Raw genomic sequence first — 26,196 nt, 5'->3', positions numbered from 1 at the left:
AACAAAACCAGCAGGGAAAGGGGAGGTGAACCCAAGGTGAGAGACGGCGCAGCCGGCGGCGCTGCTTTGCATGGAGCGCATCGCCGACCAGAGCGCACTAAGGCCGCCCGCGGCCGAGGGAAGCGGCGGGAGGTGTCTAAGCGACGGCAAAGCGGGGCCGACGGCGAACCGAACCGGCAAAGGGCTTAAAGCTCGGCTTTGCCCTGACGCCAGTAGCCCATGAAGGCGACCTGCTTGCGGTCGATCCCGACGTCGCGCACCAGGTACCGGCGCATGTCCTTAATGACTCCCGCCTCACCCGCAATCCAGGCGTAGAACGGCATGGCACCTGCGGGCATCCCGGGGTTCTTCGTGGCGGCGATGGCTGCGGTTTCCATTCTCGCGGGCGTCTCCCAGAGGATGTCCTGGTCCACGTCCACGTCTTCCGGTTCCGGACCGGCCCCGCCGGAGGCTGACTTGATGCCAACCCAGCCCGGCTCGGGAACAGCGGCGCGGACGGCTTCCTGCAGGAGTTCGCCGTGCGGACGTGAGCGCCCGATGGAGGCGCCGCGTGCAAGCCAGGTGATCTCGACGTCGGCGTCCGACTTCAGGTCCAGGAAGTCGCCGGCCTCGGGGACCTCAAGGAACGCGTGCCCGCTCATGTAGGCCGGGAGGCTTTCCAGGATGGCGCTGATGGCGGGAACAGCGGTTTCGTCACCTGCGAGCAGCACGCGCTGTGCCAGGCCCGGCCGCCATTCGATGCCGGAGTAGATCTCGGCCGTGACGCAGTGCGCGGCCCGGTTGTTGGGTCCGATGAGGGTGAGGGCGTCGCCGGGCTTGGCGTTCAGGGCCCAGTTTGCCGCGGGACCGCCGTTGCCCGCGGAGTCGAAGTGCATCACGAAGTCCACGTCGATCTCGGGATAGACTGCGTCGAGCCGTTCCTGGCGCACGGTGTAGGTGCGCATGGAACCGCGGGTCGCGGGATCCATGGCCAGCCATTCCCGGTACCAGCCGGACTGCTCCATCTGGAAAACCGGAAGCGGCAGCTGCGTGCCGTCCTCGGCAAGGGACGGGATCATGAGCTTGACGCGAAGGTCCAGGGTTCCGCCGTGGACGCCGAAGTCCCGCAGGGAGTACCCGCCCAAGGTGATGCGGCGGAAGTTGGGGCTGAGTTCCTGAACGGCGGAGACCGTTACGTCGAACGCCAGGGTCATGGGTTCGGTGGCAGGCTGGTCCCTGACCGCCGAATTCGCGCGGGTCCCGTTTGCACGGCGCGCCCGTGCCTGGCTGATGTCTACTGCTTTGCTGTCGGTTGCATTGCTGTTAACTGCCCTCATAGGACCAACTCCAGGGTTGTGGTTTCGGCTTTTGGGAAATCAGTGTGGTGCCGGCCGAGCGGAATGATCAGCGGTGTGCCGGAAATGGGGTCGGGAAGCACCCGCGAGTCCAGGCCGAACACGTCCCGGACCAGGTCCTCGGTGACCACGTCGGTGGAGGCGCCCTCGGCCACGATCCTGCCGCCCTTCATGGCGATCACGTGGTCCGCGTAGCGCGCCGCGAGGTTCAGGTCGTGCAGCACGATGGCCACGGTGGTGCCCCGCTTGCGGTTGAGGTCCGTGATCAGGTCCAGTACTTCCACCTGGTGGGCGAGGTCCAGGTAGGTGGTGGGTTCGTCCAGGAGCAGCACGTCGGTCTCCTGGGCCAGTGCCATCGCGATCCAGACCCGCTGGCGCTGGCCGCCGGACAGTTCGTCCACGTTGCGCCCGGCGAGTTCCAGCGTTTCGGTGGCCTCGAGCGCGCGCTGCACGGCGGCGTCGTCGTCCGCTGACCAGCTGCGGAAGAAGCCCTGGTGCGGGTAGCGCCCGCGTCCCACCAGGTCGCGGACGGTGATGCCGTCCGGGGCGGTGGGATGCTGGGGCAGGAGGCCCAGGGTCCGGGCTACGTCGCGGGCGGAGCGGGCGTGGATGTCCTTGCCGTCCAGTGTCACGACGCCGGCCGCCGGCTTCAGCAACCGGGACAGTCCGCGGAGCAGCGTGGACTTGCCGCACGCGTTGGCGCCCACGATCATGGTCACTTTGCCTTCGGGGATCTCCGCGTGCAGCCCTTCAACCACGGTGCGCTGGGCATATTTAAGGGTGAGGTCCGTGGCGCGTAGAACAGCCATCTCAGGCATCCTTTCGGTTGGAAGTGACCAACAGCCACAGCAGGAACGGGGCGCCGAGTGCGCCGGTGATGACACCTACCGGCAGGACGGTGCCGTCCAGCAGCACGGGGGCGATATTCGCGGCGAAGTAGTCCGCGACCAGCACGATCAGCGCTCCGACGAAGGCCGACGCCGGGAGGCTGGCTTTTGCGGTGAAGCGGCGGGCGATGGGTCCGGCCAGGAAGGCGACGAACGCGACCGGGCCGGCTGCCGCCGTCGCCACTGCCGCGAGGGCCACGGCGACGACCACCACGGCCAGCCGGGTAAAGCCGACCCGGATGCCGAGCCCGGCAGCAGCGTCATCGCCGAGCTCCAGGATGCGCAGGGGGCCGGACAGGGCAGCCACGGCAGGGACAAGGACCAGCAGGGCCAGGCTGAGGACTCCGGCACGGTCCCAGCTGGCGGAGTTGAGGGAGCCGTTGAGCCACACCAGGGCGTCGGCGGCCGTGCGGATGTCCGCCCGGGTCATAAGGAAGCTGACCACGGCGTGGAGCGCGGCGGCGATGCCCACGCCCGCCAGGATCAGCCGGCTGCCGGCCGCGTTGCCGCTGTTCCCGCCGCCCGTCCCCAGGGATCCGCCCCGCGAGATGCCATAGATGAGCGCGGCAACACCCAGGGCGCCGGCGAGGGCAGCGCCGGAAACCACGGCGCCGGACGCGCCGAAAACCACGATTGCCGTGACGGCGGCGGCGCTGGCCCCGTAGCTGATGCCGATGACATCCGGGCTGGCCAGCGGATTGCGGAGCATGGTCTGGAAGAGGCCGCCGGCGAGGCCGAACGCGGCACCGATCATGGTGCCGATCACCGCCCGGGGGAGCTTGTTTTCCATCACGATGAAGCTGGCGCCGGGGATTTTCTGGCCGCCGGTGAGGTGGGCGAGCAGGATCTTGAAGAAGTCGGGGATCGTCACGGTGTAGCTGCCCAGCAGCACACTTACGGCGAAAAGGACCACGACGGCGAACGCCAGGATGGCGGTCCGGTTCAGGACGGTGCGGCTCAGCATGCCGGCGCGAACGGGCAGGTAAGGCCCTGTTTCCGCGGTTTTGAGGCCATTATCTGCCCGTTCGCGCCCCGCGCCGGGTGCGTTTTCGCCCAGTTCGCGCCCAAGGGAGGCGAGGTCTGACTTGCTCACAGCCCGGCCCCCTTCCCGCGGCGGACCAGCCACACGAAGACGGGGGCGCCCACGAGGGCAGTCATGATGCCCGCCGGGACTTCGCCGGGCAGGAGGATCACGCGGCCCAGGATGTCGGCGGACAGCAGGAGCACCGGGGCCAGGACAAGGGAAAAGGGCAGGATCCAGCGGTAGTCGGGCCCGGTCAGGAATCGGACGGCGTGCGGGATGACGAGACCCACGAAGCCGATGGGTCCGGCGAGGGCGGTGGCGGCTCCGCACAGCAGGACGATGCCCAGGGCGGTGACACCGCGGACCAGTCCCACCCGCTGTCCCAGGCCGCGGGCGATGTCGTCACCCAGGGCCAGGCTGTTCAGGATCCGGCCGGTGGCCAGCACAATGCCTGCACCAAGAATAAGGAACGGCACGCCGGGCAGCACCACTGACCAGTCGCGCCCGGCGATTCCGCCCACCTGCCAGAACCGGAACCGGTCCAGGGTGTCCTGGCTCGAAACCAGGATGACGTTCATGAGCGAGTAGAGTCCCGCGCTCAGGGCGGCGCCCGCAAGGGCGAGCTTCACCGGCGTCGCACCGTCCCGGCCCAGCGAAGCTACCAGGTAGACGACGGCGGCAGCGGCCGCGGCGCCGATGAATGCGAACCAGATGTAGCCGGTCAGGGAAGAGATTCCAAAGACGTAAATGCCGGTGACCACTGCCAGCGCGGCTCCGGCGTTGACCCCCATGATGCCGGGGTCCGCCAGCGGGTTGCGGGCCACACCCTGCATGGCGGCGCCGGCCAGGCCGAGGGCCCCGCCGGCGAGCAGGCCCAGGACCGTGCGCGGGATGCGCGCGTGGACCACGGCGTGATCACCGTTGGCGGGATCAAACTGCGTGAGCGCCTGCCACACGGTTCCGAGGGGAAGCCCGCGGGCACCGACGGCCAGCGACACTGCGGAAACGACAACAAGTACGACGACGGCGGCCAGCAGCCAGGCGGTTTGCTTGCCTGCTGCGCTTTTCCCGGCGCGAACGGGCAGTTGCGGCCCCTGTTCAGGCGCTTTGAGCGCCTCAACTGCCCGTTCGCGCGTGGTGCCGGGAGCCGGGGGTGCGCCGGGCGCACTGCCGGCGGCCGCCGTCGTCGTACTTTTCGTCATGGAAAGGCTGTTACTTTACTGCGTCCGCGGCCTTAGCCAGCTGCGGCAGGAACGTGTCCAGCGACCACGGCAGGCTCAGCGGCGAGGAGGCCGAGATGGACAGCGTGAGCGTGTTGTCCGAGTCCGCGACCAGGGCGCCGCTCTTGATGGCCGGGATCTGGCCCAGCAGGGGGTCTGCCTTGATGGAATCAGTGGTGGCGGCATCCGGAACCCAGGTGACAAAGATGTCTGATTCGAGTTCGTTCGCCTTCTCAGCGGACCACGGGATGAAGAACTCCTTGGAGCCCTTCGAGTTGTCTTCAACGACGGGGGCCAGCTTCATGCCGATTTCACTCAGGAAGCGGGGGCGGTTGTCGTTGGCGGTGTAGACGTTGACACCGTCGCTCTTGGCCGGTTCCAGGTTGCCGTAGATGAAGCTCTTGTCGGCCAGCTGCGGGTATTTGGAGACCTTGTCCTTGATAGTGGCTTCGGTGTCGGAGACCAGCTTGCTGGCCTCGGCTTCCTTGCCCAGGGCCTTGCCGATGATGTTCGTGGAGTCCTGCCAGGAGGTGCCGTAGGCGATCTCGGGATGGGCCACGACCGGTGCGATTTCGCTGAGCTTTTTGTAGTCCTCCTCCGTCAGCCCGGAGTAGGCGCCCAGGATGACGTCCGGGTTGAGCTTGGCGATCTCTGTGAAGTTGATCCCGTCAGCCTCGGAGAACTGGACCGGAGCCTTCTCGGTGCCGAAGCCGGCGCCCAGCTCTTCCAGCTTGGCATCCTTCCACGGCGTGGATCCCTTGTCGTTGCCGCCCCATTCGTTCTTGGGGACGCCTACGGGAACAACGCCCAGGGCCAGGGCAACGTCGTCGTTGACCCAGGAAACCGTGACCACGCGCTGGGGCTGGGACTTGATGGTGGTCTCGCCGAAGACGTGCTTGATGGTGACGGGGAAAGCAGCCGAGGCGGCGGCGGACGACGCCGGAGCGGTGGTGGCGGGCCCAGTGGAGCAGCCGGTAAGTGAAAGGGCGACGGCGGCCAGGGCGGCCGTCGCGCTGCCTGCGGTCTTCAGCAGGGCGCGGCGTGGGAGAAGGGTAGCCACGGGACTCCTTAAGTAAGGGATGCGAACCCGAGTAAGGCTAGCCTATCCTTCTGTGAATTAAGCAAGGTTTGCGTAACGTAATTGTCTCAATCCTCCCAAAAGGGCGGCATTCGCGGGCAAAAGTGGCGCGTCACACGGTGAAATTGGTTGATGCCGCGGGGTGAACGATGGTTCACTTTTAAGAGAGTAAACGCGTGTTCACCCCTTGTGGCCGCCTCCATGCCCAGAAGGTCCCGCCCCATGTCCCAACCCCGCAGCAGATCCCTATCCCCCGGCGCCATTACGGCGGTCCTCGCACTGAGCGGCACCGTGGTGGCGCTGATGCAGACCCTCGTGGTGCCGCTCCTTCCGGATTTTCCCAAGATCCTTGGCGTGACAGCCGACGACGCGTCCTGGCTTGTGACGGCGACCCTGCTCTCCAGCGCCGTGGCCACCCCGATCGTGTCCCGGAGTGCGGACATGTACGGGAAGCGGAAGATGATGGTAATCTGCCTGGCCATCATGGTGGCCGGCTCCATCGTGGCGGCGGTCGGCGGCAGCTTCCTCTGGCTCATCGTCGGGCGGGCGCTGCAGGGATTCTCCTCGGCCCTGATTCCGGTAGGCATCAGCATCATGCGCGACGAACTTCCCAAGGAAAAAATGGGGTCCGCCGTCGCCCTGATGAGCGCCACGCTGGGCATCGGCAGCGCCCTGGGCCTCCCGCTCGCCGGGCTGCTCTATGAAAGCCTCGGCTGGGAATCCATCTTCTGGGTATCCGGCGCCGCCGGCACCCTGCTGCTGGCCGCCGTCGTACTGGTGGTCCCCGAGTCCAAGGTGCGCACCCCCGGCCGGTTCGACTACCTCGGCGCCGTAATTCTGTCCGCGGCCCTGGCGGCACTGCTGCTGGCCATCTCCAAGGGCGGATCGTGGGGTTGGGGTTCCGAGCCGGTGCTGCTGCTGTTCCTAGCCGCCGCCGTCCTCCTGGCCGCCTGGCTGCCGTACGAACTGAAGGTCAGCCAGCCGATGGTGGACCTCCGCACGTCCGGCCGGCGCCCCGTCCTCCTGACCAACCTGGCGTCCCTGCTGGTGGGCTTCGCCATGTTCGCGAACATGCTGCTCACCACCCAGCAGCTTCAGTTGCCTGCCTCCACCGGCTACGGCTTCCAGCTGAGCGTCATCACGGCCGGCCTCTGCATGGTTCCCTCCGGCCTGGCGATGGTGGTTTTCGCACCCGTTTCCGGCGGCATCATCAGGCGGTTCGGCGGGAAGTCAGCGCTGATCTCGGGTGCGGCAGTCATGGTGGTGGGCTACGTGGGCCGCGTCTTCTTCTGGGATTCAATCACTTCGGTAATCATCGGCTCCACGGTGGTCAGCATCGGCACGGCAATCGCCTACGCGGCCATGCCCACCCTGATCATGGGTGCCGTGCCCATCACCGAAACAGCCTCGGCCAACGGACTCAACAGCCTGGTGCGGTCCATCGGAACCTCGACGTCGAGTGCAGCCGTCGCTGCGGTCCTCACGTCCGTGACCATCACCGTGGGATCCACCCGGCTGCCGTCCTTCGAGGCGTTCAAGGATGTCTTTTGGCTGGCCGCCCTGGCGTCCGCGGCGTCCATGGTGGCCGCGGTGTTCATTCCGCGGGCCGCGGCCGCCGCGAAGGCCGTGGTCCCCGTGCCGGCTGCCACCGAGCTGGTGGTGCAGGGCCGCGTCCTGACGTCCGACCGCCGCACCGTTACTCCCGCCGTCGTCACCGTCCTGCAGACCAGCGGCGACCCGGTGGACTGGAGCCGGGTGGACAGCGACGGCAACTATTCGGTGGCGCTGCCCGGCGCCGGCAAATACCTGATGGTTGCCAACGCCGCCGGATGGGCGCCGATGGCGGAGGTTTTCGATTTCGACGGCCGCACGCTTCAGCAGAATTTCCACCTGGACCACCGCCTGGAACTGGCCGGAACTGCCACCGTGGGAGGTGCAGTCCTTCCGGACGCCGTGGTGACGCTGCTGCAGGCCTCCGGCGAACATGTGGGAACCACCAGCACAGACTCCCGGGGCCGGTATGCGCTGCCGCTGCCCTTGGCCGGCCGCTACATCGTGACCCTGCTGCATCCGGAGACCCACCAGGCCATGGCCCGGAAACTCGCTGTGGACAACCGCTCCGTGACGGCGGACCTGGCGATGGACGCTCCGGCCGGACAGCTGGTGGACGCATGAGCTCGGGCAGTCCTACGGGTCGCGCCGGTGATTCGGGAGGTGCCGGAGCCGGCCGCGACGGTGTTTCCAGCCGCGACGCCATCCTGGATTCCGCCGGCAGGCTGTTCGGTGAGCGAGGCTACCGCGGCGTGACAGTCCGCGACATCGCCTCCGACGCCGGTGTTTCCGCAGCGCTGGTGATGAAGCTGTATAGCTCCAAGGAAAAGCTGTTCGCCCGGGCCAAGCCGGACGAATCGCTGCTGTCCGACCTCGACGTGCCGGCCGCAGAACTGGGCAGCGCCCTCGTATTCCGCGTGCTTATGCGCCGGGAACGCGGGCTGAAGGAGCCGTGGGCGATGCTTCCGTTCATCATCCAGGACTCCCCCACGCCCGACGACGCCCGTGCGGAAACGCGGGAACGGTACCTTTCCAGCATTGCCGGCCTCCTGCAGGACACGACGCCGGAGCGGCGTTACGCCTCCACAGTGGTGGCGCTCATGACCGGGTTCGGCGAGGCGGTGCGCACGCTAGGCATGTTCGAAGGCTGGGACTTCGACGAACTGGTGGCCCACTACGGGGTGATCGTCCAGGCGCAGATCGACGCCTGCCGGGCCGCCTGCCCCTGACACCCCCCACGCTCTCTCACTTCCTGCCGCCCTTTCCCGAACGCTCTCTCACTTCCTGCGTGTGGCGGCGTTGCCGAGATGTCGCGGATTTGGGAGGATGACGAGGCGGGCCACTGGCGCCCGGCCAACAGGCGGTTCAGATCGGACCGGCCGGGAACGAGGGGATGAGCATGCTGAAGGCCGTTGAGGTCATCGCAGCCGTGGGAAGCGGGGCGGCCGCAATGGCCTGCTTTGCGTCCGTAGCGACGTCAGCCTTCCCGCACCGGATCTGCCTGTAGCCGACCCGACGAGCAATGCCCACGAATGGGCCTTCTTTAGTGTGCGCGGATTCTGCTGACACGGACCGTCATCCCCCAACGGGGACCACACGACTTCGAAGGCTCACCATCATGCAAAAAATCACTGCCCGGCAGATCCGTTCATCCTTTGTAAATGCGAGCCGTTCCGAGGCGGCCAAGCTGACCTTGCCCCGGACCTTCGACACGCTGAACTGGGACAGCCTGGACTTCCTCGGGTGGCGGGACCCCAAGATGCCGCTGCGCGGGTATCTCGTTCTGCCTCGGCCCGGAGGCCTGACCGGGATCATGCTTCGTGCGCCTGAAGGCGGAGCAAAGAAAAGCCGTTCCGTACTCTGCGAGCTCTGCCGCGACGTGTTCTCCAAAGATGACGTGCTGATGTGGGTTGCCAAGCGCGCCGGACAGTCCGGCAGGGACGGCAACACCGTGGGGACGCTCATCTGCGCCGATTTCCTCTGCTGCGGCAACGTCCGCGTGGAGCCACCGGCCAACGAGATCAACCCGGACCCTGCCGCCGTCGTACTTCGCCGGATCGACGGACTGACAGCCCGGACCGGCCTGTTCCTGGACCGGGTGCAGGGACGCTAGCGGGGCAGCCAGGTCCGCCTCAGCCGCGGACGCTCGCTCACCTCCGGTGAGACAGCGTCCGTGGAAACCCAGCGAAAAGTGAGAGAGCGTCGGCCGTTTCGCTGCAGGAAGTGAGAGAGCGTCCTGATGGGCGGCGCGGGTTGAGGTCCCCGGTCAGGCCGGGCGGGGGTTAGCGCAGGACTATGTCCACGGGGTTCGCCTCGGACCTCCACTGCCCCTCGGCACCGACGCGCGGCCCGATCACGGGAGCAGTCAGGACACCGGAGCGGTTGGTGCGCTTGTCCCGCAGGATCTCCGTGACGGAGCCCAGGTGCCGGGACAGGTCGATCACGTTCTCCGGGGCGGCCAGGAGCAGCTGGAAGCCGAATTCGTGCAGCGCCTTGATGCCGGCGCCCGCGAATTCCTCCGAGGCCAGGACAAACGCCTCGTCCATCATCACGGTGCCGTACGTGGTGAAGCCCTGCTCGGCGATGCCCAGCTGGTAGCTGAGGGCCGCCGCCATGATGAACGCCGTGAAGCGCTGCCGCTCGCCGCCGGACATGGAGCCTGTGTCCGCGTGCATGAACACGTCGGTCCGCTTGCCGCGCTTCTTGCCCGTGGCCGGGTCAACCACTCCGCGGTGCTCCTTGCACTGGATGAACAGGTGCCCGCGCACATCCAGCACCTCGGCACGCCAGCGCCGGTCCTCCGGAGTCTGCGAACCCAAACGCTTCACGAGCGTTTCCAGCGACTTGTAGCGGTTGGTGAGCTCGGCGTCGTCGTCCGTTTCCGTCCCGGCGGCTGCCGCTCCCGCAGCGCGCGAGGGCCGCGTGTGCCGTATCCTCAGCGCGTTCTGGATGGCGTCCTTGAACTGCTTCGCGGTGGGCGGAAGGGTCTGCTTGATGTCGAGTTCCAGGAAGCTGCCCTCATGGAAATTGACCTCGGACAGGATGCCGTTCAGCGGCAGGATACGGCTCGTGATTGAGCGGCGCTCCTCATCCAGCAGGTGCAGCAGCGTGCTGAACGATTCGTGCGTGCGCTGGTTGAAGAACTGACGGAACTCGGCCTCCTGCGCGGGCAGGCCGTCGCTGACAATGGCGTGGTAGCGGGCCTCGAACTCCCCGGCGGCGCCGATGGACGTGCCGTGGTCCGCGGAAATCGCCGTGCCCCATTCACGCACAAAGCCCTCGAAAATGCGGGTGAGGCGCTCCGAGGTGGCCTGGCCTCGGGACTCGGCGGTGTGCAGCTCGGCAAGGAGCCGGGTCCGCACCTCGTTGGCCAGGTTGTCCAGCTCATGCATCTCGGAGACCTCACCGAACGCGGCGAAGTACGGTTCCAGCGCCGTCACGGTGGATTCCGACGGCGGCGCCTGGCCCAGGCGCGTGCGCGCGGATTCCAGCAGCGAATCCCCGGCAGTGAGCTGCCGGTCCAGTGCCTTGTATTCGCTCTGGAGAACGGCTGCGGCTTCCGTACTGGCTTGGTGCTTCTGCCGGGCCACTTCGATGTTGGCCCGCAACGGCTCCAGGTCAGCCTGCGCGGCGAGCGCATCCTGGAGGCGCTGCTCGATCTTTCCGAGTTCGTCCCCTGCCACTGCCGCGGAAACCTGCTCCCAGGGCCGGTGGTCCTCGGCGATCCGGCGCAGCGCCTCCAGCTGCCGGGCCATGCCCTGGTGAGACTCTTCGCGGCTTCGCGCGAGCTCGGCGGCCTTCGCGAGTTCCTGCTGCAGATCCTCCACCTGGGCGGCCACGAGTTCCAGTTTCGAGGCGTTGTCGAAGCCGAGGACGTAATCCTGCCTGCTGGTGAAGCGGTCGTCCTTCTCCACGGTGTGGCGGTTGCGCTTGACCACGCCGCCCAGGCTCAGGCCCTTGTCCAGCCTGGCCAGTTCGTCCGGGTCCTCGACGCAGGGGTACGCGAAGTCGACGGCGATCCGCTCACGGATCCACTGCCCGGCGTCGGCGGCCGGACCCGTGGTGAGGATGTCCAGCTTGGTCAGCAGCTCGCCGTCGGCCACGTCCTCCACGGCCAGCGCACCTCCGGGCAGCGGCTTGGACACGTCCACGGCGCGGAGTGCACCGCGGACGGAGTTGCCGTTGAGGTAGCGGGTGACGGCGCCGAAGTGTTCGCCGGGAACCAGCAGCGTGGTGGCCAGGTTCCGCAGCGCGCGCTCGGCGGCCGGCCGCCACTGGTCCTCCCCCTCGGCGAGGTCGATGAGCTCGCCGCCGAACGGCATCTGCTCTTCGGGCACGCCGGTCGCCGCGGCGATCGCGGTCCGGTTTTCAATGCTCGACGGCGGCAGCAGGGACTTGCGCGTCTTCAGCGAGACGAGCTCCTGCTGGGCCGCCGCAAGTTCACGTTTCTTCGCGGCGTGGCCGTCGAACGCCTCAAAGCGCAGCTCCTTGAGCGCCTCCGAGTCGCCCTGCAGTTCAGCCGTACGTGCGGCGGCGTGTGTGTGGGCCTGCTCCCAGCCCTCCGCCGTCCACTCGAGGTCCAGTCCGGCCTCGGCCAGGGCTTGGCGCGCGGCTTCCTCGACCTGTTGGCCCAGTTTGAGCCCTACCCGGGCGTTGTCCAGGGACTGCTCGATCGCCGAGATCGCATTGCCGCCCTGGTTGTTGTAGTCCGCCTCCAGCTGCCGCAGATCCTTGGCCAGGCCGTCCCGGACCGCACGCTCCGCGGCCAGCTCCTTGGCCTTTGCCTGGGCGAGGTCCTTGTACCGGGCCAGGGTCTTTTCGTGGACTGTGACTGCGAGCTGCTGCTTGTAGGCATCGAACTCTTCGCCGGCCAGCTCCCGCAGGCGGTTCGCGTCCAGCAGGGACTGCGCATACTCCTTGTTCAGGCCGGGCACCGGAGCCAGCTGGTCGCGCTGCTGCCGCACATCCTCCAGCCGCTGCCGGATGGACATCAGGTTGCTGAATTCCTCGACGACGTCGTCTGCCGCGGCCAGTGTGGCCGGCGCGTCGAGCACCTGGTCGCGGAAGAACGTGTTGACGCTCCCGCCCAGCCCCTTGCCGGCCTGGATCACGCGGAGCAGCGGCAATGCCTGGTCCGAGTTGATGCCCAGCAGCCGGCGGAAGCGCTCGGCGAATGCCTTGTGCACGTCGAAGACCTGCGCATCGGGGAAGAGGGCATCGAGGGAAGCCTTGGTAAAGCGCTTCTCCGCAATGCCGTCCACAGCCTCCATGTCAAGGGGCTTGTTGTCGATCAGGTAGAACCGGCCGACGCTCGACTCCGTGCCGTTCTTCGGCAGGTCGAACAGCGCCGAAATGGTTACCCTAGTGCCGGCAGCATTATCGAACGTCAGCGCGACGGCGGACCACATGGCTTCAGGGCGCTGGAAGGCACTTGCCGAGCCCTCGCCCACGGCCTTGTCGCCCACCTTGCCGCGCATGTACGTGAACGTGGTCCTCTTGTCCTCCACGGCGCCGGAGCGCTGGGCCGCGGCCTCGTTCGAACGCGGCCTGGCGTCGAACACACGCAGCATGGCGTCGAACAGCGTGGACTTGCCGACGCCCGAGTTGCCGGTCAGCAGCGTGCCGTTGCGGTCCACGTGCATGGTGTGGGCGCCATGGAACGTGCCCCAGTTGACCACCTGCACCAGCGCCAGTCGCATCTGGCCCGGGTTGGTGAGCTCGCCCATCGGCAGCATGGTTGCGATGCTCACTTGGCGTTCCCTTCGTCAGTGTCCGGGCTGGGGAGCGACGACGGCGATGCCGCCCCCGCCCCTTCGTCATCGCTGTTCTGGTCACCCTCAGCGTCGTCCTCAGTGTCATCATCCGGGCTAGCGGAACTGTCGCCGTCGAGCTCTATCAGCGCTTCCGTACCGGTGGGGTCTGCCGTGGCTGCTACCAGTGCCTCTATCTGGGCGGGGATGTCGCCGATGTTTTCGAAGGGGAGGGCCAGGGGGAGGGCGTTCGAGATGGTGTAGACATCGTCGAGGCCGGTGGTGATGAGGAGCTGGCGGGCCAGGAGCTTGGTGATGGCGCGGTTGACGACGTCGGAGTCCCGCAGCGCGTCCTGCTGACCGGACGGCTGGTAATGGGCCACCAGTTCGGCGATTTCCTCTTTTGTGATCGTCGGATCCGTCTGAGCCGTGACGTGGCGGTCCAGGAGGAGCCTCAGGCGCAGCAGCACGATGGTCTCCACCCGGCTCAGCGCACGCTGCTGGCGGAGGATGCTGGAGCGGGTGCTGCCGCCGATGGCGTCCGGATCCACCGGGCGCAGCACGGCCACCTTCCGTTCGTGGTCAAGCTGGAGCGTCAGGAAAAGCTCGGACAGGCGGCTACGGAGGATCAGCTGGTTGTCCAGCAGTGTTGTCCACAGTTTCTCGTCCCGGCCGCCGTCGATATACGGCCCCTTGAGCAGCTTCACCACAGCCTGGCGGACCTTCATCGGCAGCACGCCCGTATCGCCCGGGAACAGAGCGGCGCCGTCCACGAAGGTATCCCGCGGGGTGACTGTGAACGGACGTTCCGCACCAAATGCCGCCCCCGCCCCTTCGCCGCGCAGCTGATCTTCGATCAGCTCAGCGCGCGGCTCCGACAGGCCCGATGCCACGCCCTGGGCGGCATCTGGTGCTGAACTCGTGGTGTTTGAAAACTGAGTCATCGTCAATCCTTCTTGAGGGTGACCACCGGCAGGAATGCCTTGCGGGTGGTTCCGTCTATCTGTTCGAAGTCGATGGCGTCCCAGCCGGCGCGGTCGAAGCCGGCGCCGGCGTGCAGTGCGTGGGACAGCAGCGCGCGGATGGAGTTGATGTGGCGTTCCTCCGGCGGAAGCTGCTCCCATGCCTCCGGCAGGGTGGCGGCTCCGGCGAGCGCGGCGCGGACTGCCGCCGTCTTGGCCTTCCCCGTGCGCGGCGAGCGCACGCGGTCGGAATCGCTGAAGGCAATGGGGTCGGCGAGCTTGGGCGGCGCCGCGAACTCGTCGGGGTCGAAGAGCTTGACCATGGACAAGGACTCGAAGCCGGCATTGAAGAGCACCGGTCCCGGCACCAGGCCCGGGCGTTCCCGCTCGTAGGGCAGGGAGCGGATGGCCTGTTCAGCCTCGCGGAGCACCTTGCGGAGCCGCACGGACTGGCGGAAATCGTCACTCTGGACGTAGGTGTTGAGGCTTTCGCTGAGCTTGCCGTAGATCCGCTGGATCTGGCTGTGCTGGGTGCGGAGTTCGGCCACCAGGTTCTTCAGGGTTTCGCGGTCCTCGTGGCTGAGGTCGTCCGCGAACTGGCGGCTGAGCACCTCGGCGATCGCGGAACGGAACCGCAGCTGCTGCTGGGGGTCCTCCAGGAACGCCGTGAATGAACGGAACGTCCTGCCCTCGGGGCTTTGCCGGAGCCGTTTGTCCGCCTCCAGCACCTGCGCCATGGTGGCGCCCTTGCTGAGGGACTCCTCGATGATCTGGTTGCGGAGTTCGCCCACCAGTTCCTCGATCCGGTCACGCATCTTCTTGTAGTCCGCCGGGAGGCTGGCCGCGAGGTCCAGGATGTTTCCGGCGGCCTCCACGGCCTCGTCGTCGTCCAGGAGCCCGTCGAAGTCGCCGGAACTGATGTCCTCGATGAGCTGCTGCCGCTCCTCGATCTCATCCTCGAGGGACTCCAGCCGCGCGGTCTGGTCCGGGTTGGTCTCATTGGCGAGCTTTTCGACATCGCCCAGCAGCGTCCCCAGCCGGGATCCGTTCAGGGTGGAGCGTTCGCTGGAGAGGCTGTCGAGGAAGGCAAGGACGCGGGCCGCAGGCTCGGTGACTTCGTAGACGATTTGCCCCGACTGGTTGCGGCGGGTCAGGAAACTCTTACGGGTCCATTCGTCACCGAAGGACTTTCCGTTGGCGGCGCCACCCAGTCCCGGGTCCTGCCGGCGGAGCTGCTCAAGGAAGGCGTCGACGTCGGCGTGGAATTCTTCCAGCGGGAGCTGCGGACGGGCGCGGGTAAAGGATGCCTGCAGGACGGCGATAACCCACGGCGCGGACCGGGTGAGGGCCCAGGCCGGCCCTTTGGTGAGGAGTTCGAGGTCCCGGAGCCGGGCACTGATCGCGTCCGCGGAGGACGGGGCGGATCGGGACACACACTCTCCTTCAGCTGCCTCGGAACTCGTTGGGCAGCGGAAAACCCGAAAACTGCCAACTACAAGGTTAACGCAGTAGCCCGTGGAGCTGCTCCGGTTGGCCCGGCCCGGCCATCGGCACCCGTTGCGGTGGGCGCCCATGCCCTCCCCGCGGCGGCGCTCCGCCGTCGAAGCCCTGTTACGGGTGTTACTGGTGGGGTTTCAGTGACCGCGCCGTGACCTACGGACCGGTAGCATTGCGATCCCGTATCAACGGCCCCCGCCACGGCGTCGGACTCTGGTTGACGGACGCGCCGCACCCTACGCTCGTGCTACTTGATCCAACCAGGCAATGACGCAGGGGGAAACCATGCAGTTCGATCTCAGCGCAGTAGAGACAGGCACTTTCGTGTTCATCGGAACGCTCGTGTTTGGCCTGCTGATCGTGGGTTTCATGATGTCGGCCGCGTTCGTGGCAATGGTGATGGTGGGGGTTGGCCGCTTTGCGTGGTTCGTCATTGCCGGCACCCTGCTGGGACTGGTCCACGGCATCAACCATCTATGGGACCGCCTGGTGCACCACGCCTCCACCGTGGAACTTCCCGGCGACTTTCAGGGGCAGCCAGCCCCTAGCACGGGAACTTACCCGCGGGTAGCATTGAGGGACAGCTGAAGGGTTCCCCACCCGAGGCGGACCCAGGGCTCGAGCCGGCCACCCCGGTTAGAGGAGATGCCCCGTGAGCTCTGCCACTGACAGTCCCGCCGCCGATGTTCCCGTAGCCCCGGAAAAGATCGGTCCCGGCGCCACCGAGGCCGATGCCCGGGCCATCACCGAGGCCGCCCGGGAAACCGCCTGGGACAGGCCCAGCTTCGCCAAGGGTTTGTATCTGGGGAACTTCGACCTGTCGCTGATCCACCCCTGGCCCGAAGCCAGAACCGATGATGTGGAACGCGGCGAGGAGTTCATGGCCCGGCTCACTGCCTACTGCCGGACCATGTCCGGCCGCCTGATCGAGCGGAACGCGGTAATCCCGGACGAATACCTCGCCGGACTGGCCGACCTGGGCGTCTTCGGCATGAAGATCCCCCGCGAATACGGCGGCCTGGGCCTTTCCCTCGTCTACTACGGCCGGGCGCTGGCCCTTCTGGGTTCGGTGCACCCGAGCCTCGGGGCGCTGCTGTCCGCCCACCAGTCCATCGGCGTCCCGGAGCCGGTGAAGGTGTTCGGCACCCCGGAACAGAAGCGGGAGTACCTGCCCCGCTGCGCCGCCGGCGCCATCACGGCGTTCCTGCTGACTGAGCCCGACGTCGGCAGCGACCCCGCCCGGATGGGCAGCACGGCCGTTCCCACGGACGACGGCGACGCCTACATCCTGGACGGCGTGAAACTCTGGACCACCAACGGCGTGATCGCCGAACTGGTGGTGGTGATGGCCCTGGTTCCGGGCCACACGGATTCCGACGGAACCGTCCACAAGGGCGGCATCAGCGCGTTCGTGGTGGAAATGGACTCCCCCGGCATCACGGTGGAGAACCGCAACGCCTTTATGGGGCTGCGCGGCATTGAGAACGGCGTGACCCGCTTCCACCAGGTGCGGGTTCCGGCGGCCAACCGGCTCGGCCGCGAAGGCCAGGGCCTGAAGATCGCGCTCACCACCCTCAACACGGGACGGCTGTCCATCCCCGCCCTCTGTGTGGCATCCGGCCGATGGAGCCTGAAGATCGCCCGCGAATGGTCAAACGCACGCACGCAGTGGGGGCGGCCCGTGGGGAAGCATGAGGCCGTGGGCAAGAAAATCGCATTCATCGCTGCAAGCGCCTTCGCACTGGACGCCGTGTTCGAGCTGTCCGCCGAAATGGCCGACGCCGGCCAGAAGGACGTCCGGATCGAGGCCGCGTTGGCCAAACTCTGGTGCACGGAGATCAGCTGCCGGATCGCGGACGAACTGGTGCAGATCCGGGGTGGGCGCGGTTTCGAGACGGCCGATTCGCTGGAGGCCCGTGGTGAGAGGGCCGTACCGGCCGAACAGCAGCTCCGCGACCTCCGGATCAACCGGATCTTCGAGGGCTCCTCGGAAATCATGAGGCTGCTGATTGCCCGCGAGGCCGTGGATGCGCACCTTGCTGCCGCCGGGGACCTCGCCTCCGCGGATGCCAGCCTGTCCGATAAGGCCAGGGCCGCCGTCGGCGCTTCAGGTTTCTACGCGAAATGGCTGCCCAAGCTTGTGGCGGGCGCAGGAATGGACCCGCGGTCCTACTCGGAGTTCGGCAGGCTCGCCAAGCAGCTGCGGTTTGTGGAGCGGTCCTCGCGGCGGCTGGCCCGGCAGACGTTCTACGGGATGGGCCGGTGGCAGGCCGGACTGGAGCACAAGCAGGCATTCCTGGGACGGATCGTGGATATCGGCGCCGAGCTGTTCGCCATGGCGGCCTGCTGCTCGCGGGCCGAAGGAATGCTCCACACGAACCCCGAGCGGGCCGCCACCGCCTACGAACTCGCCGAGGCCTACTGCGAGCAGGCGCGGGTCCGCGTTGACGAGTACTTCGACCAGCTGTGGCGGAATACGGACGACGCCGACCGCGGACTCACGGAAAAGGTCCTCGCCGGGGACTACACGTGGCTGGAGGCGGGGGTGCTGGACCAGTCCGAAGGAACCGGACCATGGATCGCCGACGCGGCTCCCCGGGCCACCGTGAAGGAGAACCTGCACCGCAAATACCGCTGAATCACGGCGATTTTGGCCCCGCCTCCGATGCTAAGCATCATTGCTACCGCCGTTGCGCCGTGGTTAGGTGGAGAAGAGACCATCATGCAGGTCTCCGCATAGCGGTGGCCGGCCCAACCGCTGGGTCCGGTTCAATCGATGAAAGCGAGAACGCCTGATGAGCAGCACAGTAGGGCCCGAAGACAGACAGTCGCGCCGCGCCGCGCGTGGCGAGGACGCCAACCGCGTGGACGGCGCCGGCCGTGAGGTCGGCACCGGGAACGTTGAAAACAGGAATGTCGAAGACAGGCTGGAGGGCCGGCGCAGCCCTGCTGACGCACCGCGGGCCAGCCGGAACTACGTCCCTGCAACAGAGCGCGACGACGACACCCGCGCCTACGCGGTGACGCCCACCGCCGAGTCCGCTGCGCTTGCGGACCCGAATGCCGCGACCCGCGAGACCGTAGTGGCCCGCGAGAAGGAGCAGTTCGGCGGCATCAAGATCGGCTCCGCCTTCTTTGGCTGGCTGGCTGCTACGGGCACGGCCGTGTTGTTAACCGCACTGGTCGCTGCGGCCGGAACGGCCGTTGGGCTTGCCACCAACACCGACGTGAACGATGCCGTCAATCAGGCCTCCTCCGACCAGACCGTGGGCCTGACTGGAGTCATCGTGCTGCTGGTCATCCTCTTCGTGGCATACTACTGCGGCGGTTACGTTGCCGGCCGCATGGCACGATTCAGCGGCGCGAAGCAGGGATTCATGGTGTGGGTCTGGGCCGCGATCTTCGCAGTGATCATTGCCCTGCTGGCCATGATCGCCGGAGAACGCTTCAACATCCTGGCCAACCTGAACAGCTTCCCGCGCATTCCCGTTAATGAAGGGCAGCTGACCACCACAGGCATCATTGCCGCCGTCGTGGTGGCCGCGGTCGCCCTGGTCGGCGCAGTGGTGGGCGGCATGGCCGGTATGCGCTTCCACCGCAAGGTGGACCGTGCCGGATTCACCCCGGTGGAAGCTGACTCGGAACGCTAAAGCCGGGGGGTGCCACGGCGCAACGCTAGGAGGCCTCGTCGAGGTAGTACCAGCGCCGGTCCACGCGCAGGAACCGGCTCTTTTCGTGGTGGACTCCCCGCTCGCCGTCGTGCCGGAAATGGGCTTTGAACTCCACCGTCCCTTCCGAGTCCAAGGGACCGCCGCGGCTGGTGGACACAATGTCCAGCCGACGCCACTCCATGGCCGGGTCCAGCTCGAGCTCCGCGGGCCGGGTGTCCGGGTGCCAGGTGCGGAGCAGGTAATCGACATCCCGCACCACAAAGGCGCTGTACCGGGAGCGCATCAGCTGTTCCGCCGTCGGGGCCTCGTCACCGCGGTGGAACCGGCCGCAGCAGTCGGCATACTGCTCACCGGACAGGCACGGACAGTTCCCGCTGAACGCCGGGGAACTGCTGTCCCTGATATCTTCGCGGCCTCCCGGGCGCGGGATTTCGGGCTCGGTCTGCTGGGGCACGGAGCGTCCTTTCGGGGCTGTCGGAGGGAGCCGATTTGGCTGCTACCGACTATATGCGCAGGCCGGACGGAAACGGCCGTGTCATATCGGATAACAGGTTCGACACAACCCGGCCGCGGACCTGTAATGCGGGCGTGTTGCACCGCAAAAGTCCGTATTGTTAAGGGGTGCCTATTGCCGGCGGATTACTGCCGGCACACGGGCGCAGCAGGCCCTGAGGAGAGGTAAATGGAAGATCCCAACACCATTGCCCTAAACCTGACATTTTTCGGCACGCTGGGTGTGGCGTTCGTCATGTTCATCGGTCTCTTCCTGGTATTTGTGGCCACCCTTCTGATTGCCGGCCTTGGCCGGCTGGTCGGCGTCGCGGTTATGGCCTTTTTCCGCCGCCCCGGCAAGACATCCGGAACGGACACCCCTGCCCGCGCCCCACGCCGGACGTTCAACCTGAAGACGGCCCGGGCGCCCTCCTCCCTCCGGGCCAAGCTGCGCACCGCGAGGGAAGAAGCGGCGCAGAAACGCGCCGCGCGCCGGGAAGCGCCTGCACTGTCCGAAGACTGGGCGGCAGCCGTTGCCCGGGCCGATGCGCGGGAGGCCGCCAGGGCCAGGGCTGCAGCGGCGCCCGAAGTGAAAGTCACAGTCCGCGATCTACCCAGCCCGGACGCCCCGGTCGAGGACGTCAGGGCCGTGGCTCCCCTCGTGGAGTCCGCCACGGACCAGCACGCCACCGTCAGGGCCATCCCGCGTTCCTTTGAGAAGCCTCCCGGACCTGGTCCGTTGGCCATGCTGGATACCGGGTCCCTAGTCTCGCTGGCCGGCCACCCTGCCGCCTTGAGGGGCACATTGCCGGTGGAGCAGCGCCGCGCCGGCTGATTGACCGCCAAAAAACCGGTTCACAAATCGTCATTGCCAGCTCCTGCGTTACCCCGGACTACGGAAAGCTAAGAAGTGCTTCGAGAACGGCCTGCGCACGGCTGATTTTGTGTAGCCTCGTGACGATCCACAGCAATCAGCGTGGGAGTCAAACGTGAGGAAAACCGGGATGAGCCTCAACCAGCTACGGGTGTTCGGGCGCAGCGGAACGCTGATCAGCCCGCTCACTTTGGGCACCATGAACTTCGGCGAAGGCGCGCCGGCCGGCCCGTCCGCAGCAAACGCTGCCGCAGCGCACGGCGCCGGCCAGGGCTATGCGCCCACTGGTGCGGAGGAAAGCATCCGCATCATCAACGCGGCACTGGACGCCGGCATCACCGCAGTGGACACGGCGGACGTCTATTCACAGGGACAGAGCGAACAGGTAGTGGGCCGCGCCCTGAGGGGCCGCCGCGACGACGTGTTCATCGCCACCAAATTCCACGGCCAAATGAGCGCCAACCCGGCGCACTCCGGCAACTCGAGGCGGTGGATCATGCAGGCAGTGGAGGGTAGCCTCCGCCGGCTGCAGACGGACCGGATCGACCTCTACCAGGCGCACCGTCCGGACTACAACACGGACGTCCTGGAGACCATCACGGCCCTGAACGACCTCATCCGCCAAGGCAAGATCCTCTACTACGGAACGTCCGTGTTCACTCCGGCGCAGCTGGTGGAGGCCCAGTGGCTGGCCACCACGAACCATCTCATCCCGCCCGTGGCGAACCAGGTTCCGTATTCGATGCTGGTCCGCGCCAATGAACGCGATGTCCTGCCGATCGCCCAGCAGTACGGCCTGGGTGTGCTGGCCTACGGTCCACTGGCCGGCGGCTGGCTGTCCGGTAGCTTTGTGCTGGACGCCGGCAAACCGCCCACGCGGGTTCACTCCCTTCCGGGGAGGTACGACATCTCCGGCCCGGCGAGCGAGCGCAAGCTGCTGGCGGCGGATTCCCTGGCCCGGCTGGCGGACAAGCTGGAACTGCCGCTCGTGGACCTGTCGGTCGGTTTCGCGCTGAACCACCCGGCTGTCAGCAGCGTGATTGTGGGGCCCCGGAGCGAGGAACATCTGCAGGCCTACCTGAGGGCCGCGGACACGGTGCTGGACGAAACCGTGCTGGATGCCATTGACGAGCTGGTGCCGCCCGGAACGAACTTCGTGGAGCGGGACGCCGGCGCCGTGGTCCCCTCCCTCGAATACGCCGAACTGCGCCGGCGGTAAGCCGAAGGCAGCCGCCGGAAAACCCTTACCCTGAGCAACCAATTGGGCTACGGTGAAACCCATGGAATTCAGATACCTCGGCAACAGCGGCTTCAAGATCTCCGAAATCACCTTCGGCAACTGGCTCACGCACGGCTCCCAGGTGGAGAACGATGTAGCCACCCAATGCGTGCGGGCGGCGCTGGACGCCGGCATCAGCACGTTCGACACCGCCGATGTCTACGCCAACACGGCAGCTGAGACGGTGCTGGGCGAAGCGTTGAAGGACGAGCGGCGCCAATCCCTGGAGATCTTCACCAAGGTGTTCGGGCCCACCGGGCCCAAGGGCCACAACGATGTGGGGCTGTCCCGCAAGCACATCATGGAATCCATCAACGGTTCCCTGACGCGCCTCCAAACCGATTACGTGGACCTGTACCAGGCGCACCGCTATGACTATGAGACGCCGCTGGAAGAGACCATGCAGGCGTTCGCGGACATCGTCCGGCAAGGAAAAGCGCTGTACATCGGCGTCAGTGAATGGACAGCCGACCAGATCAGGGACGGCCATGCCCTCGCCAAGGACCTGGGATTCCAACTGATCTCCAACCAGCCGCAGTACTCCATGCTTTGGCGGGTCATCGAAGCCGAGGTCATCCCGTCGTGCGAAGAACTGGGCCTGTCCCAGATCGTGTGGTCCCCCATCGCCCAGGGAGTGCTGAGCGGTAAGTACCGGCCGGGCAAGCCGGCGCCGGAGGGAAGCCGCGCCACGGACTCCAAGGGCGGCGCCAGGATGATCGAACGTTGGATGTCCGACGAAGTGCTCAGCGGCGTCCAGCAGCTCAAGCCGATCGCGGCGGAAGCCGGACTCACCATGGCCCAGCTGAGCATCGCATGGGTGCTGCAGAACAAGAACGTCGCCTCGGCCATCATGGGCGCGTCCCGTCCCGAGCAGATTGCCGGCAACGTGGCGGCCGCCGGCGTGAAGCTGGACGAGGCCATCATGGACAAGATCGACGACGTCATCGGGTCTCTGGCCGAACGCGACCCGGCCCAGACCAAGTCGCCCGCGTCCCGCGAGGCCTAGCCGTGGCGGACACGGGAACCACCACAGGCACAGGGACGGGCACCGGGTCAGGCGGCTCACTGCCGGAGCTGGCCGTCACCGGCTCCACCGGGCAGCTCGGCGCACTCGTGGCCAGGGTTCTCGCCGGCGTCGGGCAGCCGCAGCGGCTGCTGGTGCGCGACGCCGCCCGGGCCCCTGACCTTCCGGGCGCCGTTGCGGTGGTCTCCGCGTACGCGGACCCGGCGCTGGCGAGGTCCTCGCTTGAGGGTGTGAAAACCCTCTTCATGGTGTCGGCCTCGGAAGCCGAGGACAGGCTCCGGACGCATTTCGCGTTCGTGGACGCAGCAGCGGCGGCCGGGGTGCGGCACGTCGTCTATACCTCCTTTTTCGGAGCGTCCGCTGACTGCACTTTCACACTGGGCCGGGATCACCACGCCACGGAGGAGCGGATCAAGGCCGCAGGGCTGGACTACACGATCCTGCGGGACAACTTCTACCTCGACTTCCTGCCCCTGCTCACGGGAGAAGACGGCGTCATCCGCGGCCCGGCAGGCGAGGGTGTGATGGCGGCCGTGGCCCGCGCGGACATTGCCCGGTGCGCCGCGGCGGTGCTGCGTGACCCGGCGCTGCACGTGGGCCGCACCTACGATCTGACCGGGCCGGAGGATATCTCCCTGCAGCGGGCCGCGGAACTGCTCACGGAAGGCACCGGCCGCAGCATCAGCTACAGAAATGAAACCGTGGAGGAAGCGTACGCGTCGCGGGCCCCGTACGGCGCACCGGGCTGGCAAGTGGACGCGTGGGTCAGTACCTACACGGCCATCGCCAACGGCGAGCTTGCGGGCCCGACGTCGGACGTTCATGCCCTCACGGGGAGGGAGCCGCTGGGGCTGGCGGACTTCCTCAAGGAGGCCCACCACCTCTAGCTGCGAAGACCGGAGACTGGCCTTGACGCACCCGTGGAGGCGGCGTAGACCTGTGAACACGGGCTATGCCCGCCACAGCATCCGCACCATCCAGAATCCGGCCCTACCCAGAAACGCAGTGCCATGACGAAGCAGATTTCCCGGCGCCGCCAGACCGAAAAGCCCACGGCGCATACCGGAGAACCCACGAACGGCCCGCTCACTGCAGAGGAACTGCAGCTTGCGGTCAGGAACCATTCAATGCCGCTGGAGGCCCTGCGGGAGGACATCACGCCGCCGGGGCTGCACTATGTCCTGACGCATTTCGACATCCCGTTTATTGACTCCAATGCCTGGCATTTGCGGATCGGCGGCGCCGTGCAACGGGCCATCGAAATCAACCTCCGGGCGCTCCGCCGGGACCCCGCTATTAGCATTCCCGTCACCCTTGAATGCGCCGGCAACGGCCGGTCGCTCCTCCGTCCGCGGCCGCTAAGCCAGCCGTGGCGGCTCGAAGGCGTGGGCACCGCGGTGTGGACCGGTGTTCCGCTGGCCTACGTGCTGGCCCAGGCGGGGGTAGATGAAGACGCGGTCGAAGTGGTGTTCACGGGCGCCGACGACGGCATCCAGGGCGGCGTCCGGCAAAAGTACGGGCGCAGCCTGCCGATCAAGGAGGCGATGCGTCCCGACGTCGTGCTCGCGTACGAGATGAACGGCCGCGAGCTGCCCCCGCAGCACGGCTTCCCGCTGCGGCTGGTGGTGCCCGGCTGGTACGGTATGGCCAGCGTGAAATGGCTGGAATCCATCCAGGTGGTGACCCACGCCTATGACGGCTTCCAGCAGTCGGTAGCCTATCGCTACCAGAAGGACGCGGACGACGCCGGTACGCCGGTCACGCGCATCAAGGTCCGTTCGCTCATGGTTCCGCCGGGAATCCCGGACTTCTTCACCCGCAGCAGGTTCCTGTCCGCCGGTCCGGTGATGCTCAAGGGCAGGGCCTGGTCCGGCGAAGGTTCCGTGGTCGGCGTCGAGGTGGCGATCGACGGGAAGTGGGTGCCGGCGCATCTCGGGCATTCCGCCGGTCCGTTTGCGTGGTGCGACTGGACGTTGCCGTGGGTGGCGGACCGGGGCGAGCATGAACTCGCCTGCCGGGCCACCGATTCCACCGGATCAATGCAGCCGCTGGAGCAGGCCTGGAACTACCAGGGCATGGGCAACAACGTGGTGCAGCGCGTGAAGGTGAACGTCGACTAGTTGCCGCGATGCTTCGTCTTCGCGTTGGCTGGGTCAGGAATCACTGGCGGGCGGGCAACCTGGTGGCGTAGAAGGCCCTGCTCCACCGCCTACGCTGGGCACATGAGCGAGCAGCAAAGGAACACCTGGCATGCGGAGCACAAGGCCGGACTGAGTAGGGGGCAACGGGCAGCTGACGTCCTGCGCAACGGCATGGGCAGCTGGCCGTTCGTGGGAATCTTCATTGCGTCCATGATGGTGTGGGCGCTGGTCAACTCAGTGGTTCTTGCCAGCAATGCCTGGGATCCCTATCCCTACATCCTGCTGAACCTGTTCTTGTCCATGCTGGCTGGCCTACAGGGCGCCATCCTGCTCATCGCCGCCAAGCGGCAGGATGCCATCGCAGCCGCCATGGCCCAGCATGACTACGACACGGATGTACAGGCGGAGGCCGAAATCCAGAAACTCACCGCCATCAACAACCAACAGTTGGAGATCCTCCGGGAGCTGCGGCAGCTCCTGGCCGAACGTGACGGCGAGGCGGCGCCTCAGTAGTCCACGATCGCGCCGCAGGAAATATTCACGGTCGCGTCGGTGATGGCGCCAGCCCGGTCCGAGGCGATGAATACGGCCGCGTTGCCCACGTCGGCGAGCGTGGCCGTCCGGTTCAGGTGCGCCGTCCGCGTGATTTCCTCTACGATCTCTTCACGCCCCTCGGCCTGCCAGGGAATGGTCTCCACGATCCCGCCCGTCACGAGGGTGACCACCCGGATGCCGTTCTTGCCGAGCTCCAGCGCCCACTGCCGGCGCTGCCCTTCCATGGCGTCCAGTGCGATCTTGAACCCGCCAAGCCCGGCCAAGGTCTGCGGGCCGGAACCACCGAACATCAGGACGACGCCGGAACGCTGCCTGATCATGTGCCGTGCCGCGGCGCGGGTGGTGAGGAAGTGGGTCCGGGTTGCGACGCTGACGGGCTGGCTGAAGTCCTCGGCGGAGATTTCCATCAGCGGCCGCTGGACATCCCCGTAGGAGATCAGGTTGAAGGAGATGTCGATGCGTTTTGTCTTCTTTGCGGTCCGATCCACAAAGGCGTTCACCTGGTTTTCGTCCAGCGCGTCGACGACGGCGGTTTCCGCTCTGCCGCCCGCCTCACGGATGTCCCGGGCTACTTTCTGCAGGCGTGATTCGGTGCGGCCGGCGAGGAAAACGTCGGCGCCTTCCGCCGCGAAGGCCCGGGCAACAGCACCGCCGATCGGGCCGCCGGCGCCGTAGACCAGGGCGGTGCGGCCCCGCAGCAGGCCAGCCGGCCCTGTTCCATTTGGCCCCGTACCGTTTTCCAGCAGCATTGCAGGCCTCCTGCCCCGGAGTGGTGAATCCCTCCACTATGTTCTCGTGGGCGGCAGGTGGCAAGGGTTCCACTTCGGCTGCAACCTCAGAAGCGGCGGGGCCACCAT

22 protein-coding genes are annotated in these 26,196 nt (G+C 66.9%); 12 read left to right on the top strand and 10 right to left on the bottom strand.

Annotated elements, in window-relative coordinates; all coding sequences use genetic code 11:
* Positions 1-185: 185 nt before the first annotated feature.
* The 5 genes from AB0N24_RS25030 to AB0N24_RS25010 form a co-directional block, all read right to left on the bottom strand.
* A complete protein-coding gene (locus AB0N24_RS25030; RefSeq protein ID WP_364130575.1) occupies positions 186-1,193 on the bottom strand; it encodes a siderophore-interacting protein in 1,008 nt (335 codons plus the stop codon).
* A gap of 119 nt (positions 1,194-1,312) precedes the next feature.
* Complete coding sequence (locus AB0N24_RS25025; RefSeq protein ID WP_104176013.1) at positions 1,313-2,143, bottom strand: ABC transporter ATP-binding protein; 831 nt, start codon at positions 2,141-2,143, stop codon at positions 1,313-1,315.
* Between the two features lies 1 nt (position 2,144).
* Entirely contained in the window at positions 2,145-3,185 is a 1,041-nt protein-coding gene (locus tag AB0N24_RS25020; RefSeq protein WP_364130572.1) for an iron chelate uptake ABC transporter family permease subunit, read from the bottom strand.
* 125 nt (positions 3,186-3,310) lie between these two features.
* Positions 3,311-4,447, bottom strand: coding sequence for an iron chelate uptake ABC transporter family permease subunit (locus AB0N24_RS25015; protein ID WP_364130547.1), 1,137 nt, complete (start codon positions 4,445-4,447; stop codon positions 3,311-3,313).
* 10 nt (positions 4,448-4,457) lie between these two features.
* Entirely contained in the window at positions 4,458-5,525 is a 1,068-nt protein-coding gene (locus AB0N24_RS25010; RefSeq protein ID WP_364130544.1) for an iron-siderophore ABC transporter substrate-binding protein, read from the bottom strand.
* 240 nt (positions 5,526-5,765) lie between these two features.
* Between AB0N24_RS25010 and AB0N24_RS25005 the strand changes: the two genes are divergently transcribed.
* From AB0N24_RS25005 to AB0N24_RS24995, 3 genes are all read left to right on the top strand, one after another.
* A complete protein-coding gene (locus tag AB0N24_RS25005; protein WP_364130542.1) occupies positions 5,766-7,718 on the top strand; it encodes an MFS transporter in 1,953 nt (650 codons plus the stop codon).
* Positions 7,715-8,323 (top strand): TetR family transcriptional regulator, encoded by a 609-nt coding sequence (locus tag AB0N24_RS25000; protein WP_364130540.1) that lies wholly within the window; start codon positions 7,715-7,717, stop codon positions 8,321-8,323. The genes AB0N24_RS25005 and AB0N24_RS25000 overlap by 4 nt, the downstream gene beginning before the upstream one ends.
* Positions 8,324-8,712: 389 nt before the next feature.
* Positions 8,713-9,207 (top strand): FBP domain-containing protein, encoded by a 495-nt coding sequence (locus tag AB0N24_RS24995; RefSeq protein ID WP_364130537.1) that lies wholly within the window; start codon positions 8,713-8,715, stop codon positions 9,205-9,207.
* Between the two features lie 169 nt (positions 9,208-9,376).
* On the opposite strand, the gene AB0N24_RS24990 is transcribed toward AB0N24_RS24995, so the two are convergent.
* The 3 genes from AB0N24_RS24990 to AB0N24_RS24980 are packed head-to-tail and all read right to left on the bottom strand — an operon-like array spanning position 9,377 to position 15,239.
* Positions 9,377-12,844: an ATP-binding protein gene (locus AB0N24_RS24990; protein WP_364130535.1), complete on the bottom strand. Its 3,468-nt coding sequence runs from the start codon at positions 12,842-12,844 to the stop codon at positions 9,377-9,379.
* Positions 12,841-13,788, bottom strand: a complete 948-nt coding sequence (locus tag AB0N24_RS24985) for a DUF4194 domain-containing protein (RefSeq protein WP_364130533.1) — start codon at positions 13,786-13,788, stop codon at positions 12,841-12,843. Before AB0N24_RS24985 ends, AB0N24_RS24990 begins: the two co-directional genes overlap by 4 nt.
* Before the next feature lie 2 nt (positions 13,789-13,790).
* Positions 13,791-15,239: a DUF3375 family protein gene (locus tag AB0N24_RS24980; protein ID WP_364130530.1), complete on the bottom strand. Its 1,449-nt coding sequence runs from the start codon at positions 15,237-15,239 to the stop codon at positions 13,791-13,793.
* Positions 15,240-15,588: 349 nt separating this feature from the next.
* Here AB0N24_RS24980 and AB0N24_RS24975 point away from each other — a divergent pair, with 349 nt between their 5' ends.
* The 3 genes from AB0N24_RS24975 (at position 15,589) to AB0N24_RS24965 (ending at position 18,953) form a co-directional block, all read left to right on the top strand.
* Positions 15,589-15,891 (top strand): hypothetical protein, encoded by a 303-nt coding sequence (locus tag AB0N24_RS24975; RefSeq protein ID WP_104176024.1) that lies wholly within the window; start codon positions 15,589-15,591, stop codon positions 15,889-15,891.
* Between the two features lie 64 nt (positions 15,892-15,955).
* Positions 15,956-17,941, top strand: a complete 1,986-nt coding sequence (locus AB0N24_RS24970; RefSeq protein WP_364130528.1) for an acyl-CoA dehydrogenase family protein — start codon at positions 15,956-15,958, stop codon at positions 17,939-17,941.
* 157 nt (positions 17,942-18,098) lie between these two features.
* Positions 18,099-18,953: a hypothetical protein gene (locus tag AB0N24_RS24965; protein WP_364130525.1), complete on the top strand. Its 855-nt coding sequence runs from the start codon at positions 18,099-18,101 to the stop codon at positions 18,951-18,953.
* Positions 18,954-18,978: 25 nt separating this feature from the next.
* On the opposite strand, the gene AB0N24_RS24960 is transcribed toward AB0N24_RS24965, so the two are convergent.
* Positions 18,979-19,377 carry a YchJ family protein gene (locus tag AB0N24_RS24960; RefSeq protein WP_364130570.1) on the bottom strand — a complete coding sequence of 133 codons (399 nt, stop codon included), beginning with the start codon at positions 19,375-19,377 and terminating at the stop codon, positions 18,979-18,981.
* A gap of 279 nt (positions 19,378-19,656) precedes the next feature.
* On the opposite strand from AB0N24_RS24960, the gene AB0N24_RS24955 reads away from it, so the two are divergent.
* From AB0N24_RS24955 to AB0N24_RS24930, 6 genes are all read left to right on the top strand, one after another.
* Positions 19,657-20,301 carry a hypothetical protein gene (locus AB0N24_RS24955; protein ID WP_364130523.1) on the top strand — a complete coding sequence of 215 codons (645 nt, stop codon included), beginning with the start codon at positions 19,657-19,659 and terminating at the stop codon, positions 20,299-20,301.
* A 169-nt stretch (positions 20,302-20,470) separates the two neighbouring features.
* Complete coding sequence (locus tag AB0N24_RS24950) at positions 20,471-21,559, top strand: aldo/keto reductase (protein WP_364130521.1); 1,089 nt, start codon at positions 20,471-20,473, stop codon at positions 21,557-21,559.
* Positions 21,560-21,620: 61 nt separating this feature from the next.
* Positions 21,621-22,625, top strand: coding sequence for an aldo/keto reductase family protein (locus AB0N24_RS24945; RefSeq protein WP_364130518.1), 1,005 nt, complete (start codon positions 21,621-21,623; stop codon positions 22,623-22,625).
* A 2-nt stretch (positions 22,626-22,627) separates the two neighbouring features.
* Positions 22,628-23,530, top strand: a complete 903-nt coding sequence (locus AB0N24_RS24940; RefSeq protein ID WP_364130514.1) for an SDR family oxidoreductase — start codon at positions 22,628-22,630, stop codon at positions 23,528-23,530.
* 123 nt (positions 23,531-23,653) lie between these two features.
* Positions 23,654-24,763, top strand: coding sequence for a sulfite oxidase (locus tag AB0N24_RS24935; protein WP_364130511.1), 1,110 nt, complete (start codon positions 23,654-23,656; stop codon positions 24,761-24,763).
* Between the two features lie 102 nt (positions 24,764-24,865).
* Positions 24,866-25,297: a DUF1003 domain-containing protein gene (locus AB0N24_RS24930; RefSeq protein ID WP_364130509.1), complete on the top strand. Its 432-nt coding sequence runs from the start codon at positions 24,866-24,868 to the stop codon at positions 25,295-25,297.
* On the opposite strand, the gene AB0N24_RS24925 is transcribed toward AB0N24_RS24930, so the two are convergent.
* A complete protein-coding gene (locus AB0N24_RS24925) occupies positions 25,291-26,088 on the bottom strand; it encodes an SDR family oxidoreductase (protein ID WP_364130506.1) in 798 nt (265 codons plus the stop codon). The two genes, AB0N24_RS24930 and AB0N24_RS24925, sit on opposite strands and share 7 nt — an antisense overlap.
* Between the last annotated feature and the right edge of the window lie 108 nt (positions 26,089-26,196).

The sequence above is a fragment of the Arthrobacter sp. NPDC093128 genome, assembly GCF_040683875.1.
Taxonomy (GTDB): Bacteria; Actinomycetota; Actinomycetes; order Actinomycetales; family Micrococcaceae; genus Arthrobacter.
This window is presented reverse-complemented; position numbering and strand designations above follow the sequence as displayed.

Excerpts from the sequence above, each read along its gene's own strand:
- AB0N24_RS24930 (WP_364130509.1), top strand. The coding sequence starts at position 24,866 with ATGAGCGAGCAGCAAAGGAACACCTGGCATGCGGAGCACAAGGCCGGA.
- AB0N24_RS24975 (WP_104176024.1), top strand. The coding sequence starts at position 15,589 with ATGCAGTTCGATCTCAGCGCAGTAGAGACAGGCACTTTCGTGTTCATC.
- AB0N24_RS24965 (WP_364130525.1), top strand. The coding sequence starts at position 18,099 with ATGAGCAGCACAGTAGGGCCCGAAGACAGACAGTCGCGCCGCGCCGCG.
- AB0N24_RS25025 (WP_104176013.1), bottom strand. The coding sequence starts at position 2,143 with ATGGCTGTTCTACGCGCCACGGACCTCACCCTTAAATATGCCCAGCGC.
- AB0N24_RS24985 (WP_364130533.1), bottom strand. The coding sequence starts at position 13,788 with ATGACTCAGTTTTCAAACACCACGAGTTCAGCACCAGATGCCGCCCAG.
- AB0N24_RS25005 (WP_364130542.1), top strand. The coding sequence starts at position 5,766 with ATGTCCCAACCCCGCAGCAGATCCCTATCCCCCGGCGCCATTACGGCG.
- AB0N24_RS24950 (WP_364130521.1), top strand. The coding sequence starts at position 20,471 with ATGAGCCTCAACCAGCTACGGGTGTTCGGGCGCAGCGGAACGCTGATC.
- AB0N24_RS24995 (WP_364130537.1), top strand. The coding sequence starts at position 8,713 with ATGCAAAAAATCACTGCCCGGCAGATCCGTTCATCCTTTGTAAATGCG.
- AB0N24_RS24955 (WP_364130523.1), top strand. The coding sequence starts at position 19,657 with ATGGAAGATCCCAACACCATTGCCCTAAACCTGACATTTTTCGGCACG.
- AB0N24_RS24945 (WP_364130518.1), top strand. The coding sequence starts at position 21,621 with ATGGAATTCAGATACCTCGGCAACAGCGGCTTCAAGATCTCCGAAATC.
- AB0N24_RS24925 (WP_364130506.1), bottom strand. The coding sequence starts at position 26,088 with ATGCTGCTGGAAAACGGTACGGGGCCAAATGGAACAGGGCCGGCTGGC.
- AB0N24_RS25020 (WP_364130572.1), bottom strand. The coding sequence starts at position 3,185 with ATGCTGAGCCGCACCGTCCTGAACCGGACCGCCATCCTGGCGTTCGCC.
- AB0N24_RS25030 (WP_364130575.1), bottom strand. The coding sequence starts at position 1,193 with ATGACCCTGGCGTTCGACGTAACGGTCTCCGCCGTTCAGGAACTCAGC.
- AB0N24_RS25015 (WP_364130547.1), bottom strand. The coding sequence starts at position 4,447 with ATGACGAAAAGTACGACGACGGCGGCCGCCGGCAGTGCGCCCGGCGCA.
- AB0N24_RS24935 (WP_364130511.1), top strand. The coding sequence starts at position 23,654 with ATGACGAAGCAGATTTCCCGGCGCCGCCAGACCGAAAAGCCCACGGCG.
- AB0N24_RS25000 (WP_364130540.1), top strand. The coding sequence starts at position 7,715 with ATGAGCTCGGGCAGTCCTACGGGTCGCGCCGGTGATTCGGGAGGTGCC.